This window comes from Variovorax soli NBRC 106424, from assembly GCF_001591385.1.
Classification (GTDB): Bacteria; Pseudomonadota; Gammaproteobacteria; order Burkholderiales; family Burkholderiaceae_C; genus Variovorax; species Variovorax soli.
Map to the genome: position 1 here is coordinate 33,568 of NZ_BCUU01000035.1, position 14,357 is coordinate 47,924.

The window sequence follows — 14,357 nt, forward strand, 5'->3', positions numbered from 1 at the left end:
GTTCGCTCTGGCTGAACTTATTCCCACTCGATGGTCGCCGGCGGCTTGCTCGACACGTCGTAGGTCACGCGGTTGATGCCGCGCACCTCGTTGATGATCCGCCCCGACACCTTCTTGAGCAGCGCATAAGGCAGTTCGGCCCAGTCGGCCGTCATGAAGTCGCTGGTCTGCACCGCGCGCAGGGCCACCACGTAGTCGTAGGTGCGGCCGTCGCCCATCACGCCCACGCTCTTGACCGGCAGGAACACGGTGAAGGCCTGGCTGGTGAGGTCGTACCAGGTCTTGCCCGTGGCTTCGTCGCGGAAGTTGCGCAGTTCCTCGATGAAGATCGCGTCGGCGCGGCGCAGCAGGTCGGCGTATTCCTTCTTCACCTCGCCCAGGATGCGAACGCCCAGGCCCGGGCCCGGGAAGGGGTGGCGATACACCATCTCCGGCGGCAGGCCCAGGGCCACCCCAAGCTCGCGCACCTCGTCCTTGAACAGGTCGCGCAGCGGCTCCAGGAGCTTCAGGCCCAGCTGCTCGGGCAGGCCGCCCACGTTGTGGTGGCTCTTGATGGTGACGGCCTTCTTGCTCTTGGCGCCGCCCGATTCGATCACGTCGGGGTAGATGGTGCCCTGGGCCAGGAAGGTGGCGCCCTTGACGGCCGGTCGGCCGTCAATTCCTTGACTGCCGGCGCCGCCCGCCTTGAGCTTGGCCGCTTCCTGCTTGAACACGGTGACGAACTCGGCGCCGATGATCTTGCGCTTGGCCTCGGGGTCGCTCACGCCGGCCAGCTTGCCCAGGAACAGCTCGCTGGCATCCACGCGGATCACCTTGGCGTGCAGCTTGCCCTCGAACATGTCCATGACCATGTCGCCCTCGTTCAGCCGCAGCAGGCCGTGGTCGACGAACACGCAGGTGAGCTGGTCGCCGATGGCGCGGTGGATCAGCGCCGCGGCCACGCTGGAATCGACGCCGCCCGACAGGCCCAGGATGACTTCCTCGTCGCCCACCTGCTCGCGGATCTTCTCCACCGCCTCGGCAATGTGGTCGCACATGACCCAGTCGGGCTTGGCGCCGCAGATGCCCAGCACGAAGCGCTCGAGCAGCGCCTTGCCCTGCACGGTGTGCGTGACTTCGGGATGGAACTGCACGCCATAGAAGTGGCGCTCGTCGTCGGCCATGCCGGCGATCGGGCACGAAGGCGTGGAGGCCATCAGCCGGAAGCCGGGCGGCAGCTCGGTCACCTTGTCGCCGTGGCTCATCCACACGTTGAGCATGCCGTGGCCCTCGGGCGTGGTGAAGTCGGCAATGTCCTTCAAGAGCGCCGTGTGGCCGTGCGCGCGCACCGCGGCAAAGCCGAACTCGCGCTTGTGGCCGCCTTCCACCTTGCCGCCCAGCTGGTGCGCCATGGTCTGCATGCCGTAGCAGATGCCCAGCACCGGCACGCCCAGCTCGAACACCGCGGCGGGCGCCTTGTCGGTGGACTCCTCGTATACGCTGGCATGGCTGCCCGACAGGATCACGCCCTTGAGCGTGCCGTCCTTCGCATATTCGCGGATCCACTCGTCGCTCACATCGCAGGGATGCACTTCGGAGAACACGTGCGCCTCGCGCACGCGCCGGGCAATCAATTGGGTGACCTGGGAACCGAAGTCGAGGATGAGAATTTTCTGGTGCTGCATGGCGTCAACTCAAAGATTTCTGAAGTTCGTATCGGTGAAATCGATCCACTCGCGCACGCCGGCCTTGTCTGCCTGAGTGCTCAGTTCCCTGAAGAAGTGGTCGATGTAGGTGCGGGCCATCTCGTTGCGGTATTCGTCGCTCCAGGGCTCGTCATCCTCTTCCTGGGCACGTGCGGCCTGGTAGGCGATGAGGCTGGACAGCGTGAGCAGCGTGGTGGGGAAGTCGACGAAGTGTGTGGGGCTGCCTGGATTGGCCGGCAGGTAGACCGACAGGAGGCCGCGCGGCCGGTTGCTGGCCTTGTCCAGTGTGCGGGTGGTGAGCTGAAAGCCGCGACGCTCCAGTTCCTTCTTGAAGGCCTCGTGCGTCTGCGGATCGAGCTGTTCGAGATTGGCCGGGCGGTAGACGTAGATCTTGCCCGGCCGCGCCTCTGCCTTCAGGGCATCCACCGCGCCCGCCAGGAAGTTGTGCACGTAGCCATAGGCCAGCGCGTAGCTGAGCGAATACCGGTCGCGTTCGTTGCCGGTGTCCACGCGGTTCTGCATGGAAGCCCACACAGTGGCCAGCACGCCGGCAATGGCCGCGCCCACGGTGGCAAGGTTGGCCCAGGGCTCGTACCGACCGTCTCCGGTCGCGGCCCAGGTCACCGCCAGCAGGAAGGCCGCGCTCGCCAGGATGGCGGTTATCAGCCCACGTCCGCGAAAACGCTTCCACAGCAGCCTCAGGTAGTTGCGGTAGGAAGGCCCGGAAGACATGGCGCAAGACCCTGGTCACGCGGCCTTGCCTTACTCAGCCCGGTAGTTGGGCGCTTCCTTGGTGATCTGCACGTCGTGCACGTGGCTTTCGCGAATGCCGGCGGCGGTGATCTCGACGAACTCCGCCTTGCTCTTCATCTCTTCGATGGTGGCGCAGCCGCAGTAGCCCATGCTCGCGCGCAGGCCGCCGGACATCTGGTAGACGATGGAGACCATCGAGCCCTTGTAGGGCACGCGGCCTTCGATGCCTTCGGGCACCAGCTTGTCGGCGTTGGGGTTGCCGGTGGTCGCTTCCTGGAAGTAGCGGTCGGCGCTGCCTTGCTGCATGGCGCCGATGGAGCCCATGCCGCGGTAGCTCTTGTAGCTGCGGCCCTGGTACAGCACGATCTCGCCCGGCGCCTCTTCGGTGCCGGCGAACATGCCGCCCATCATCACCGTGCTGGCGCCGGCGGCAATGGCCTTGGCGATGTCGCCCGAGTAGCGGATGCCGCCGTCGGCGATCAGCGGCACGTCGGTGCCCTGCAGCGCGGTGGCCACGTTGTCGATGGCCATGATCTGCGGCACGCCCACGCCCGCCACGATGCGGGTGGTGCAGATGGAGCCGGGACCGATGCCCACCTTGACCGCATCGGCGCCGGCATCGGCCAGCGCGCGGGCGGCATCGCCGGTGGCGATGTTGCCGCCGATCACGTCCACCTGCGGGTAGTTCTGCTTGACCCAGCGCACGCGCTCGATCACGCCGGCGCTGTGGCCGTGGGCGGTGTCGACCACGATGGCGTCGACGCCGGCCTTCACCAGCGCCTCGACGCGCTCCTCGGTGCCGGCACCCACGCCCACCGCCGCGCCCACGCGCAGGCGCCCCGACGGGTCGCGTGCCGCGTTGGGGAAGCTGGTCTGCTTGGTGATGTCCTTGACGGTGATCAGGCCCTTGAGCACGTTGTCCTTGTCGATCACCAGCAGGCGCTCGAGCTTGTGCTTGTTCAGCAGCGCCTTGGCTTCGGCCGGCGAGGTGCCTTCGGCCACGGTGATGAGGCGCTCGCGCGGCGTCATGATCTCGCTCACCGGCACGTCGTAGCGGGTCTCGAATCGCAGGTCGCGGCCGGTGACGATACCCACCACCTTGCCGCCGTCGATCACCGGGAAGCCGGAAATGCCCAGTTCCTCCGACAGTTGCATGACCTGCAGCACGGTGTGCGAGGGGGTGATGACCACCGGGTCGCGCAGCACGCCCGACTCGTAGCGCTTGACCTTCGCCACTTCGGCCGCCTGCTGCTGGGCGGTGAGGTTCTTGTGGACGATGCCCATGCCGCCTTCCTGCGCGATGGCGATCGCGAGGCGCGCTTCGGTCACCGTGTCCATGGCCGCGGAGACGAGCGGCAGGTTCAGCGTGATGTTGCGCGAGAGACGGGTGGCGAGGGAGGTGTCCTTGGGCAGGACCTGGGAGAACGCTGGCACCAGCAACACGTCGTCGAAGGTGAGCGCTTTGCCGAGAAGGCGCATGGGTGAAGCTCCAAAAGAAGGATTGTAACGATTGATGGGTACTTACCCGCGCCCGTTCGCGGCATGGGCCTACGCGGCGCCAGTCAAACAAAGGTATGTGGCGAAATCACAGCGCCCGCCCCGGGCGCTGCGCCCCAAATACGTTGCAAAAGGTAAGCCGGCGCTAAACTGCCAGCCATGAATTTCGCCCCGCGTCGTCTGTTGCCCTGCCTGCTGGGCTGCTGCCTGCTGCTCCCGCTGGCAGCGCAGGCCCAATGGCAATGGATCGACAAGAGCGGCAAGCCGGTGTTCAGCGACACCGCGCCGCCCCCCGACATTCCCGAGAAGAACATCCTGCGCCGCGGCAACCTGCCGCCACCGCGCCCGAACCCCGGCGTCGTCAACCTGGGCGCCGACGACAAGGCGCCGGGCGCGGCCCCTGCTGTCGCCGCACCGGCGCCGGAAGCCAAGCCGCGCGTCGACAAGGAACTGGACGAAAAGGTCAAGAAGGCCGAGGAAGAGGAAAAGGCCAAGAAAGCCGCCGAGGAACAGCGCGTCGCCAAGGCCCGGGCCGAGAACTGCTCGCGCGCCCGCCAGGCCAAGGCGACCTACGACAGCGGCATCCGCGTGGCGCGCCTCAATGCCCAGGGCGAGCGCGAAATCGTCGACGACAACATCCGGGCGCAGGAAACGAAGCGCCTGCAGGCGGTGATCGACAGCGACTGCAAGTAGCGGCAGGCCCGGCAGCTCAGTAGCCAGCCTTGGCGCCGGCGCGGCGCTTGGCGAACAGGCCGGTGCCGCGCACACCCTGGCGCGCGAAGCGCTCGCGGCGCGCCACTTTGGGGTCGACCAGGAGGCCGCGGCACAGCTCGAGCCGGTCGCCGTTCTTCAGGCCGCCATCCCACGTCACCGCCCTGCCCCACACGCCCGGCTGCAGCGCATGCCAGTCGAGCGCCGGATAGCTTGCAGGCAAGCGGCTGGCCAGGACCGCGTCCTGCGCGCTGGCGTCGTCAGGCAGCGAAAGCAGTTCCTCGTGAACCACCCGCGCCGCCGGCGAGCACACCAGCGTCACCTGGATGCTCATGGCACCTCCGCATACACCTGTTCGGCGCGCTTCACGAAGGCATCCACCAGCGTGGAGGCCACCTTGTCGAACACCGGCCCCACCAGCGTCTGCAGCGTGACGCTGTTGAAGCCGTAATGCAGTTCGAGCTCGACCCGGCAGGCGCGCTCGCCTTCGCCGCCCACGGGCGTGAACTTCCAGACGCCGTCCAGCCGCGAGAAAGGCCCGTCGACCAGCTTCAGGTGCACCTCGCGACCCGGCACATGGGTGTTGCGCGTGGTGAAGGACTGGTGAAAACCGCTGAAGGCCAGGCCGACCTCCGCCGTCATGCCCGCCTCGTCTTCCTCGATGACGCGGGCCTTGTCGCACCAGGGGAGAAATTCGGGGTAGCGCGCCACGTCGGTGACCAGCGAATACATCTCTTCGGCGCTGAACCAGATGAGGACGGACTTGTGGACTGTTTTCATAGAATCACGTGGCAGGCCCGAAGCATTGTATTGAAGCCATGCAGACCCCATCTCACAGACCATGGCCTCCTCCAACAAGAAAACCGACACCAATTCCCGCATCGCCGACAACAAGAAGGCGGCCTTCAACTACTTCTTCGAAGAGCGCTTCGAGGCCGGCATGGTGCTCGAAGGCTGGGAAGTGAAGGCGCTGCGCGAAGGCAAGGTGCAGCTCACCGACGGCTACGTGGTCATCCGCGATGGCGAGCTGTTCGTGCTGGGCTGCCAGATCAATCCGCTCAAGAGCGCGTCCACGCACGTCAACCCGGACTCGGTGCGCACCAAGAAACTGCTCATGCACAAGGAGCAGATCCGCCGCCTCATCGGAAAGGTCGAGCAGAAGGGCTACACGCTGGTGCCGCTCAACCTGCACTGGAAGGCCGGCAAGGTGAAGTGCGAGATCGCCCTGGCCAAGGGCAAGGCCGAGCACGACAAGCGCGACACCATCAAAGACCGCGAAGGCAAGCGCGAGGTGGAGCGGGCGATGAAGAGCCGCAACCGCTAGCAGAATTTTTTCGAGCAGGCGGAATAGTCCCGCGCCGGCATCCGTCCATGCAGGAGCGCCAAGCGGTGCGCCGGCCGTCGATCAGCGCATACACTTTGGCGTCAAGCTCTTGTTCGTCGTCTACAAAGGAGAGACCTCATGAAACTGCTCAGCGCTTCCATTCTCGCGGCGGCCCTGCTGGCCGGCTGCGGCAGCATGTCCACCGCGCCCGACACGCCGACCAAAACCGTCGACGGCGTGCTGATCGGCCCCAACGGCATGACGCTGTACACCTTCAACAAGGACACGGTGGGCAGCGGCAAGTCGGCCTGCAACGGCCAATGCGCCGCCAACTGGCCCCCGCTCTTCGCGCCCGAGTCGGCCAAGCCGATGGGCGGCTACACCGTCGTGACGCGCGACGATGGCAAGAAGCAGTGGGCCTACAAGGGCTCGCCGCTGTACTACTGGGTCAAGGACACCAAGGCGGGTGACCGCACCGGCGACGGCGTGGCCGGCGCCTGGAAGATCGCCCGGCCTTGAGCGACCGGATGACGGCTGCGGCCGTCATCCCTCCAATCCGCAAGGGCGCTGCTCAGCAGCGCCCTTTTTTTGCCTGGCCCGGAGGGCAGTGGCCGTTGCCGTGGCCGCCCTTGGGCTTCCAGTCGCCTTCCACCCAGCGATAGCCGCCGTCCGCGCGCACCCAGCGGCCGGGCGCGTAATCGTAGTCGGGGCGCGCAGTCTCCCAGCGCCCGGGGCGCCAGGCGTAGTTGTTGTTGGACCAGTACCAGTTGCCCTGGATCCAGATCTGGCCCGAGCGCGGCGCGGGCACAGGTTCGTAGCGCGGCGCCGGCGGCGCCACGGCGATGATGCCCGGCACGTTGATGTTCACCGACACCTGGGCCGGCGCGGCCAGCGGGATGACGGCGGCAGCCAGGGCTGCGGTCAGAACGAAAACTCGCATGGAACTTCTCCTCGAACAGTTCGGGTTGTAGCGTCAATCGTGGCCACGGCCATGACCATGTCCATGCCCGTGGCCCTTCTTGTGGCCATGGTGATGGTCATCGTCCCAGTCGTCGTGCTTCTTGTAGTGCTTGTAGTACTTGTCGCCCTTGTGCGGCTTCCAGCCGCCCTCGACCCAGCGGTAGCCGCCGCCCACCGGCACCCAGCGGCCGGGCGCCCAGGCGTAGTTGGGCCGTGACGGCTGCCAGTAGCCGGGCCGCCAGGCGTAGTCGCCCTGGCGCCAGTACCAGTTGCCCTGCACCCAGATGTGGCCCGGGCGCGGCGCGGGAATGTATTCGACACGCGGCGCCGGCGGTGCCACCGCCACGACGCCGGGAACGTTGATGTTGACCGACACCTGCGCCGACGCTGCCAGCGGCAGTGCCGCCGCAGCGCTGGCACAAGCCAGACCCACCACGAAAGTTCGCATCAGTTGTCCTTTTCTTCTGAACGCCTTGGACTGGAACGCATCAGCCATGCCATGCGTTGTCAGACAAAGGCGCATCCATCAGCCATCGCTCGGCCATTACCGGGCCGTCACTCGGCCATCAGCCCGCGCGAAACGCTGGCGCGTGCGCGCCAGCCGAGCCACTCGTTCACCACCAGGGCGCCGATCACGAGCGCGCCGCCGGTCAGTACCTGCGTTGCGGGCACCTCGCCGGCACCGAGCCATGCCAGGGCAATGCCGAAGATGATTTCGAGCAAGGCGAGCAACGACACCTCGGGTGCCTTCAGCACGCGGGCGCAGATCACGGACAGCGTGCAGGGGATGGCCAATTGCACCAGGCCCAGGAAGGCCAGCAGCGAGATGTCGTGCGCGCTGGCCTGAAGCGGCCAGGCCAGCGGCAAGGTGACGGCGGCGGAGATCACCGCGCCGATCAGCACCGCGGGCACCAGGTCGATCTTGTGGCCGTGCGCGCTGGCATGCTGCACCACGGTCCAGTTGCAGGCGGCCGCCAGCGGCACGCACAGCGCCACGAGCGTGCCCAGCCCTTGGCCCTGTTCCAGCTTGGTGGCATACATCCAGGCGATGCCCGCCCCGGCCACGACGATGGCGGCCCAGGTGCGCGTCGGCAGGCGGTGCCCGATGAAGATGCGCGCCGTGAGAGCAGTGAACAGCGGCCCGAGCGCCATGGTCACCAGCACGTTGGCCGTGGTGGTGAGCGTGAGCGCCACCATGAAGGCGGTGAACATCACGCTCCAGCACACACCCGACAGCCAGATCTCCCGGCCGCCTTCGCGCACCTTGCGAACCACCTGCGCCCTTCCCTGCCACACGGGCAGGATCACCGCGAGCGAGATGGCGGTGAAGAGGCTGCGCCAGAACGTCACCTCGAAGCTGCGTGCGTGCTCCAGGTGGCGCGTCACCACGCCGGCCGTGGCCCACATGAGGGTCACGGCCACCATGAGCCAGACCGCGCGTCCGTGCGTCAGCCCTGTCATGGTTCCGCCGATCAGGCTTCGCGGCTGGCCCGCTTGCGCTCGTGCTCCTTCAGGAAGCGCTTGCGCAGTCGCACGCTCTTGGGCGTGATCTCGACCAGTTCGTCGTCCTCGATGAACTCCACGCCGTATTCCAGCGTGAGCTCGATCGGCGGCGTGATCTTGATCGCATCTTCCTTGCCCGAGACGCGGAAGTTGGTCAGCTGCTTGGTGCGGGTGGCGTTCACCACCAGGTCGTTGTCGCGGCTGTGGATACCCACGATCATGCCCTCGTACACCGGGTCGCCCGCACGCACGAACATGCGGCCGCGGTCGTCCAGCTTGCCCAGGGCGTAAGTGAAGATCTCGCCGTCGTCCATGGAGATGAGCACGCCGTTCTTGCGGCTGCCGATCTCGCCCTTGTGCGGCTCGTAGCCGTCGAAGATGTTGGCGATCAGGCCCGAGCCGCGCGTGAGGTTCAGGAACTCGTTGGAGAAGCCGATCAGGCCGCGCGCCGGAATGCGGTATTCCAGGCGCACGCGCCCGCGGCCGTCCGGCTCCATGTTCACCAGGTCGCCCTTGCGCTCGCCCAGTGCCTGCATCACGCCGCCCTGGTGGCCTTCCTCGATGTCGGCCGTGACCAGCTCGATCGGCTCCAGGCGCACGCCGCCTTCTTCGCGGAACACCACGCGCGGCTTGGAGACGGCCAGCTCGTAGCCCTCGCGGCGCATGTTCTCCAGCAGGATGGTCAGGTGCAGTTCGCCGCGGCCGGACACCTCGAAGATGCCGTCCTCGTCAGTTTCCTTCACGCGCAGGGCCACGTTGCTCTGCAGTTCCTTCTGCAGGCGGTCCCAGATCTGGCGGCTGGTGACGAACTTGCCTTCGCGGCCGGCCAAGGGGCTCGTGTTCACGCAGAAGTTCATCGTCAGCGTGGGCTCGTCCACGCGCAGCATGGGCAGCGGCTGCGGGTTGGCCACGTCGGTGATGGTGGTGCCGATGTTGATCTCGGAAATGCCGTTGATCAGCACGATCTCGCCGGGGCCGGCTTCGGTGGCCTGCACGCGGTCCAGGCCCTGGAAGGTCAGCACCTGGTTGACGCGGCCCTTGAGCGACTGGCCGTCAGGGCCGTCCATCACCATCACGTCCATGCCGGGCTTGATGGTGCCCGCATTCACGCGGCCCACGCCGATGCGGCCGACGAAGGTCGAGAAATCGAGTGCCGAGATCTGCAGTTGCAGCGGCGCCGAGGCGTCGCCCTGGTGCGCCGGCACGTGCTTGAGCACGGTCTCGAACAGCGCCGACATGTCCGGGCCCCACTGCTCGCCCGGTGCGCCTTCTTCCAGCGACGACCAGCCGTTGATGCCCGAGGCGTACACCACCGGGAAGTCCAGCTGCTCGTTGGTGGCGCCCAGCTTGTCGAACAGATCGAAGGCGGCGTTCACCACCTTGTCGGGATTCGCACCCGGCTTGTCCACCTTGTTGACCACCACGATCGGCTTGAGGCCCAGGGCCAGCGCCTTCTTCGTGACGAAGCGCGTTTGCGGCATGGGGCCTTCCTGCGCGTCGATCAGCAGCACCACGCCGTCGACCATCGACAGCGCACGCTCCACCTCGCCGCCGAAGTCCGCGTGCCCAGGGGTGTCAACGATGTTGATGTGCGTGCCCTTCCAGGTCACGGCGCAGTTCTTCGCCAGGATGGTGATGCCGCGTTCCTTTTCGATGGCGTTGTTGTCCATCACCGTGTCGACCACCTTCTCGTGCTCGGCGAAGGTGCCGGACTGGCGCAGCAGCTGGTCGACCATGGTGGTCTTGCCATGGTCGACGTGGGCAATGATGGCGATGTTGCGGATCTGTTGTGTCATGGTGTCGTTTCGCAGGTGGTGGTTGCGTTCTTCTGATCGAATTGAAGGATTTGCTGGATTTCGATGGGGCTCAGCAGCCGCCCCGGAATGAGTTCGCCGGCCTTGACGTGGGCCGTGCCCAGGAAGCTGGCGGGCCGGCTGCCCCACACGGCGACCGCCGGGGCATCGGGCCAGCTGCCGCGCCGGCGCAGCCCGGAGAGGAATCGGCCCGCATCTTCGGGCTCGAGCGTGACGCGCGCGTGATCGGCCACCAGGGCCTGCGGCGGCAGCAGGTGCGCCAGGCGCTCGTCCTCGTCCATGGCTTCCAACGCCTCGACGCTCACGCACTGGTCCTGCGTGAAGCCGCCGGTTTCGGTGCGCCGCAGGCTGGCCAGGTGTGCGCCGCAGCCCAGTGCCTCGCCGATGTCCTCGCCCAGCGTGCGGATGTAGGTGCCCTTGCTCACGCGGGCGGTGATGCGGATGCGCCTGGATTGCGCGAAGTCCGGCTCGAAGGCCAGCGCGAGTTCATGGATGACCACGTCGCGCGGCGCGCGCTCCACTTCCACGCCTTCGCGGGCGTACTCGTAGAGTGCCTTGCCGTCTTTCTTGAGGGCGCTGTGCATGGGCGGCACCTGGCGGATCGGCCCGGTGAACTGCGCGGCCACGCGCGCCAGGTCTTCCTGCGTCACGTTCACGGGCCGCTCGGACAGCCGCTCGCCTTCGGCGTCTGCGGTGGTGGTGCGCACACCCAGCTGCGCCACGGCTACGTAGGTCTTGTCGGCATCCAGGTGCAGCTGGCTGAACTTGGTCGCCGCACCAAAGCACAGCGGCAGCACGCCGGTGGCCAGCGGGTCGAGCGTGCCGGTATGCCCCGCCTTTTCGGCGCGCAGCAGCCACTTGGCCTTCTGCAAGGCCTGGTTGCTGGAAAACCCCAGCGGCTTGTCGAGCAGCAACACCCCATGCACAGGGCGCCGCTGCACCCTGGTGCGTGGCGCGTTCATGCCTACTCTTCTTTCGAGCGGGAAGCGACGGCCTGGGCGATCAGCGCATTCATGTCGGCTGCTCGCTCGGTGGTGCGGTCGAAGTGGAAATGCAGCGTCGGCACCGTGTGGATGTGCAGGCGCTTGAACAGGCCGTTGCGCAGGAAACCCGCCGCCTGGTTGAGCGCCTCGGTAGTCTCCACCGGGTCGCCAACCAGCAGGCTGAAGAAGACCTTGGCGTGCGCGTAGTCGGGCGTGACCTCCACCGCCTGGATGGTCACCATGCCCACGCGCGGATCCTTCAACTCGCGCGCGATCAGCTCCGTCAGATCGCGCTGGATCTGATCGGCCACCTTGAACGCGCGGTTGGGAGCTGCAGCTTTCTTCTTTGGCATATGGTTGTTTCACCCTCCTCTTCGCGGGGAACACCGCGGAACCGGCTTTGCCGGGCCGCAGGTGTTGCCCCCTCGAAGGGGGTTGGCGGACCTGCGAAGCAGGGTAGCCTGGGGGTGGTCAAAGAGTTCTGGCGATCTCCTTGATCTCGAAGAACTCCAGTTGATCAAGTTCCTTGATGTCGTTGAAGTTCTTGAGCTTGATACCGCACTCGAAGCCTTCGCGCACTTCGCGCACGTCGTCCTTCATGCGCTTGAGCGACTCGATCTCGCCCGTATAGATCACCACGTTGTCGCGCAGCAGGCGGAAGTGCGAACTGCGGGTGACATGGCCGGACGTGATGTACGAGCCGGCCACCGTGCCGATCTTGGAGGCGACGAACACCGTGCGGATCTCGGCCGAGCCGATGACCTCTTCGCGGCGCTCGGGCGCCAGCATGCCGGACATGGCCACCTTCACCTCATCCACGGCGTCGTAGATGATGCTGTAGTAGTTCAGCTGCACGCCGTTGCTGTCGGCCAGCTTGCGCGCACCGGCATCGGCACGCACGTTGAAGCCGATCACCACCGCCTTGGAGGCAATGGCCAGGTTGATGTCCGACTCGCTGATGCCGCCCACGCCTGCGTAGACGATCTGCACCTTGACTTCGTCGGTCGCCAGCTTGAGCAGCGACTGCGCAAGCGCTTCCTGCGAACCCTGCACGTCGGCCTTGATGATGATGCGCAGCGTCTGCACTTCACCCGCATTGAGGTCGCTGAACATGTTCTGCAGGTTGGCCGCCTGGGCCTTCGCCAGCTTCGTGTTGCGGAACTTGCCGGCACGGTAGGTGGCGATTTCGCGCGCACGGCGCTCGTCGCCCAGCACGATGAACTCGTCGCCGGCCTGCGGCACTTCCGTCAGGCCCTGGATCTCGGCCGGAATCGACGGGCCGGCCGCCTTGATGGCCTTGCCGTCTTCGTCCAGCATGGCGCGCACGCGGCCGAAGGTCGAGCCGGCCAGCACCACGTCGCCGGTCTTGAGCGTGCCCGACTGCACCAGCACCGTGGCCACCGGGCCACGGCCCTTGTCGAGCTGGGCTTCCACCACCAGGCCCTTCGCGGGCGCGTCGACGGGCGCCTTCAGCTCCAGGATTTCGGCCTGCAGCAGCACCTGCTCGAGCAGGTCGTCGACGCCCTGGCCGGTCTTGGCAGACACGGGCACGAAGGGCACGTCGCCGCCGTACTCTTCCGGCACGACTTCCTCGGCCACCAGTTCCTGCTTCACGCGATCGGCATTGGCATCGGGCTTGTCGATCTTGTTGATCGCCACCACGATCGGCACGTTGGCCGCCTTGGCGTGCTTGATGGCTTCCTTGGTCTGCGGCATGACGCCGTCGTCGGCCGCCACCACCAGGATCACGATGTCGGTGGCCTGTGCACCGCGGGCACGCATGGCCGTGAAAGCCTCGTGGCCGGGGGTGTCGAGGAAGGACACCATGCCGCGTTCGGTTTCCACGTGGTAGGCACCGATGTGCTGCGTGATGCCGCCGGCTTCGCCGGCCGCCACCTTGGAGCGGCGGATGTAGTCCAGCAGCGAGGTCTTGCCGTGGTCGACGTGGCCCATGACGGTGACCACCGGCGCACGGGGCAGCGCCTCGGCGGTTTGTGCGTCGGCTTCCTCGGTGATGAAGGCTTCGGGGTCGTCCAGCGCGGCAACCACCGCGCTGTGGCCCATTTCCTCCACGATGATCATCGCGGTGTCCTGGTCCAGCGACTGGTTGATGGTGGCCATCTGGCCTAGCTTCATCAGTTGCTTGATGACTTCGCCGGCCTTGACCGACATCTTGTGCGCCAGCTCGGACACGGTGATGGTTTCGGGCACGTGCACTTCGAGCACGCGCGCCTCCACCGGTGCCGCCTGCACATGCTCTTCATGGCCCCGGTCGTTGCCGCGGCGGCCACGCGGGCCACCACGCCAGTTGCCACGGCCGACACCGCCGCTGGCGTCGCCGCGGGTCTTGATTTCCTTCTTCTTGGCCGGATCGCCGGCCCAGCTGGAAGACAGCTTGGACGACTTGACGTCCTTGCTGCCCGGTGCGCCGGCAGCGGGGGCCGCGGCGGTCGCAGGCGCGCCAGGACGCGCGCCCGGCGTGGCGGGCTTGTGCAGCGTGCCCTTGGTCGCGGGCTTGGCGACTTCCTTCTCGGGGGCCTTGTGGGGCACCAGCACACGGGCCGGCTGGGCCAGCATGGCGCGGATGGCTTCCGCCTCGGCCAGGGCCTTGCGGCGGCGCTCGTCGAGGTCCTTCGCACGAGCGGCCTCTTCGTCGGCGCGGGCCTTCGACTCGGCAGCGGCCTTGGCCTTTGCGTCTTCCTTGGCCTGCGCAGCCGCAGCGTCGGCGGCGGCCTTGTCGGCTGCAGCCCTGTCTGCGGCGGCCTTCTCGGCAGCAGCCTTGGCCGCTGCGGCTTCCGCCACTGCCTTGTCGGCGCTGGGCTTCGCAGGTGCGGGCGCCGGAGCGGCGGCAGCCGCCGCGGCCTCTGCGGCCTTCTTGCGCTCGGCTTCCGCCTTGGCGGCCTGTTGCTCGGCCTGGGCCGCCTTCTCGGCTTGCTCGGCCTGCTCGCGCTCGCGGGCTTCGGCTTCTTCGCGCACACGGCGCTTTTCTGCCAGCTCTTCTTCCTGGCGGCGCAGCAGTTCGGCCTGGCGGCGCGCTTCTTCCTCGCGGCGAGCCAGTTCAGCTTCGTCGATCAGGGGCGCGCTGGGCGCGGCGGCGGGCGCCGGTGCGGGCGCAGGCGCTTCGGCC

15 protein-coding genes are annotated in these 14,357 nt (G+C 67.0%); 3 read left to right on the top strand and 12 right to left on the bottom strand.

Annotated features, from left to right (window positions below; genetic code table 11):
* Positions 1 to 17 precede the first annotated feature (17 nt).
* Genes guaA through guaB form a run of 3 tightly spaced genes read right to left on the bottom strand, consistent with a single transcriptional unit; the run spans position 18 to position 3,917 of the window.
* A complete protein-coding gene (gene guaA / locus VSO01S_RS12500; protein WP_068642813.1) occupies positions 18 to 1,664 on the bottom strand; it encodes a glutamine-hydrolyzing GMP synthase in 1,647 nt (548 codons plus the stop codon).
* A 9-nt stretch (positions 1,665 to 1,673) separates the two neighbouring features.
* The gene (locus VSO01S_RS12505) at positions 1,674 to 2,417 is read right to left on the bottom strand and encodes an STING domain-containing protein (protein ID WP_068642814.1); all 744 of its coding nucleotides are present in this window, start codon (positions 2,415 to 2,417) and stop codon (positions 1,674 to 1,676) included.
* A gap of 30 nt (positions 2,418 to 2,447) precedes the next feature.
* Positions 2,448 to 3,917 (bottom strand): IMP dehydrogenase, encoded by a 1,470-nt coding sequence (gene guaB / locus VSO01S_RS12510; protein ID WP_068642816.1) that lies wholly within the window; start codon positions 3,915 to 3,917, stop codon positions 2,448 to 2,450.
* Between the two features lie 177 nt (positions 3,918 to 4,094).
* Here guaB and VSO01S_RS12515 point away from each other — a divergent pair, with 177 nt between their 5' ends.
* Positions 4,095 to 4,628, top strand: a complete 534-nt coding sequence (locus tag VSO01S_RS12515; protein WP_068642818.1) for a DUF4124 domain-containing protein — start codon at positions 4,095 to 4,097, stop codon at positions 4,626 to 4,628.
* A gap of 16 nt (positions 4,629 to 4,644) precedes the next feature.
* Here the strand turns inward: VSO01S_RS12515 and VSO01S_RS12520 are convergent, their stop codons facing one another.
* A complete protein-coding gene (locus VSO01S_RS12520) occupies positions 4,645 to 4,980 on the bottom strand; it encodes an RnfH family protein (protein WP_068642820.1) in 336 nt (111 codons plus the stop codon).
* Entirely contained in the window at positions 4,977 to 5,426 is a 450-nt protein-coding gene (locus VSO01S_RS12525; protein WP_068642822.1) for a type II toxin-antitoxin system RatA family toxin, read from the bottom strand. The genes VSO01S_RS12520 and VSO01S_RS12525 overlap by 4 nt, the downstream gene beginning before the upstream one ends.
* A 61-nt stretch (positions 5,427 to 5,487) precedes the next feature.
* Here VSO01S_RS12525 and smpB point away from each other — a divergent pair, with 61 nt between their 5' ends.
* Positions 5,488 to 5,970, top strand: coding sequence for an SsrA-binding protein SmpB (gene smpB / locus VSO01S_RS12530; RefSeq protein ID WP_068642824.1), 483 nt, complete (start codon positions 5,488 to 5,490; stop codon positions 5,968 to 5,970).
* Between the two features lie 138 nt (positions 5,971 to 6,108).
* Complete coding sequence (locus VSO01S_RS12535; protein ID WP_068642826.1) at positions 6,109 to 6,489, top strand: COG4315 family predicted lipoprotein; 381 nt, start codon at positions 6,109 to 6,111, stop codon at positions 6,487 to 6,489.
* Positions 6,490 to 6,541: 52 nt separating this feature from the next.
* On the opposite strand, the gene VSO01S_RS12540 is transcribed toward VSO01S_RS12535, so the two are convergent.
* From VSO01S_RS12540 to infB, 7 genes are all read right to left on the bottom strand, one after another.
* On the bottom strand, positions 6,542 to 6,910 hold the full coding sequence (locus VSO01S_RS12540; RefSeq protein WP_068642828.1) for a YXWGXW repeat-containing protein: 369 nt from the start codon (positions 6,908 to 6,910) through the stop codon (positions 6,542 to 6,544).
* A gap of 33 nt (positions 6,911 to 6,943) precedes the next feature.
* Entirely contained in the window at positions 6,944 to 7,378 is a 435-nt protein-coding gene (locus VSO01S_RS12545; protein WP_068642830.1) for a YXWGXW repeat-containing protein, read from the bottom strand.
* A 107-nt stretch (positions 7,379 to 7,485) separates the two neighbouring features.
* Positions 7,486 to 8,391, bottom strand: coding sequence for a DMT family transporter (locus VSO01S_RS12550; RefSeq protein ID WP_068642832.1), 906 nt, complete (start codon positions 8,389 to 8,391; stop codon positions 7,486 to 7,488).
* An 11-nt stretch (positions 8,392 to 8,402) separates the two neighbouring features.
* Positions 8,403 to 10,229, bottom strand: a complete 1,827-nt coding sequence (gene typA / locus VSO01S_RS12555; RefSeq protein ID WP_068642834.1) for a translational GTPase TypA — start codon at positions 10,227 to 10,229, stop codon at positions 8,403 to 8,405.
* On the bottom strand, positions 10,226 to 11,209 hold the full coding sequence (truB, locus tag VSO01S_RS12560) for a tRNA pseudouridine(55) synthase TruB (protein ID WP_068642836.1): 984 nt from the start codon (positions 11,207 to 11,209) through the stop codon (positions 10,226 to 10,228). The genes typA and truB overlap by 4 nt, the downstream gene beginning before the upstream one ends.
* Positions 11,210 to 11,211: 2 nt before the next feature.
* A complete protein-coding gene (rbfA, locus tag VSO01S_RS12565; RefSeq protein ID WP_068642838.1) occupies positions 11,212 to 11,583 on the bottom strand; it encodes a 30S ribosome-binding factor RbfA in 372 nt (123 codons plus the stop codon).
* A gap of 118 nt (positions 11,584 to 11,701) precedes the next feature.
* A partial coding sequence (gene infB, locus VSO01S_RS12570; protein ID WP_068642840.1) for a translation initiation factor IF-2 occupies positions 11,702 to 14,357 on the bottom strand: 2,656 nt, incomplete at its 5' end.

Bases quoted from the DNA above. Each gene is read 5' to 3' on its own strand.
- truB (WP_068642836.1), bottom strand. From the start codon at position 11,209: ATGAACGCGCCACGCACCAGGGTGCAGCGGCGCCCTGTGCATGGGGTG.
- VSO01S_RS12545 (WP_068642830.1), bottom strand. From the start codon at position 7,378: ATGCGAACTTTCGTGGTGGGTCTGGCTTGTGCCAGCGCTGCGGCGGCA.
- rbfA (WP_068642838.1), bottom strand. From the start codon at position 11,583: ATGCCAAAGAAGAAAGCTGCAGCTCCCAACCGCGCGTTCAAGGTGGCC.
- VSO01S_RS12515 (WP_068642818.1), top strand. From the start codon at position 4,095: ATGAATTTCGCCCCGCGTCGTCTGTTGCCCTGCCTGCTGGGCTGCTGC.
- smpB (WP_068642824.1), top strand. From the start codon at position 5,488: ATGGCCTCCTCCAACAAGAAAACCGACACCAATTCCCGCATCGCCGAC.
- guaA (WP_068642813.1), bottom strand. From the start codon at position 1,664: ATGCAGCACCAGAAAATTCTCATCCTCGACTTCGGTTCCCAGGTCACC.
- typA (WP_068642834.1), bottom strand. From the start codon at position 10,229: ATGACACAACAGATCCGCAACATCGCCATCATTGCCCACGTCGACCAT.
- VSO01S_RS12540 (WP_068642828.1), bottom strand. From the start codon at position 6,910: ATGCGAGTTTTCGTTCTGACCGCAGCCCTGGCTGCCGCCGTCATCCCG.
- VSO01S_RS12550 (WP_068642832.1), bottom strand. From the start codon at position 8,391: ATGACAGGGCTGACGCACGGACGCGCGGTCTGGCTCATGGTGGCCGTG.
- VSO01S_RS12525 (WP_068642822.1), bottom strand. From the start codon at position 5,426: ATGAAAACAGTCCACAAGTCCGTCCTCATCTGGTTCAGCGCCGAAGAG.
- VSO01S_RS12535 (WP_068642826.1), top strand. From the start codon at position 6,109: ATGAAACTGCTCAGCGCTTCCATTCTCGCGGCGGCCCTGCTGGCCGGC.
- VSO01S_RS12520 (WP_068642820.1), bottom strand. From the start codon at position 4,980: ATGAGCATCCAGGTGACGCTGGTGTGCTCGCCGGCGGCGCGGGTGGTT.
- guaB (WP_068642816.1), bottom strand. From the start codon at position 3,917: ATGCGCCTTCTCGGCAAAGCGCTCACCTTCGACGACGTGTTGCTGGTG.
- VSO01S_RS12505 (WP_068642814.1), bottom strand. From the start codon at position 2,417: ATGTCTTCCGGGCCTTCCTACCGCAACTACCTGAGGCTGCTGTGGAAG.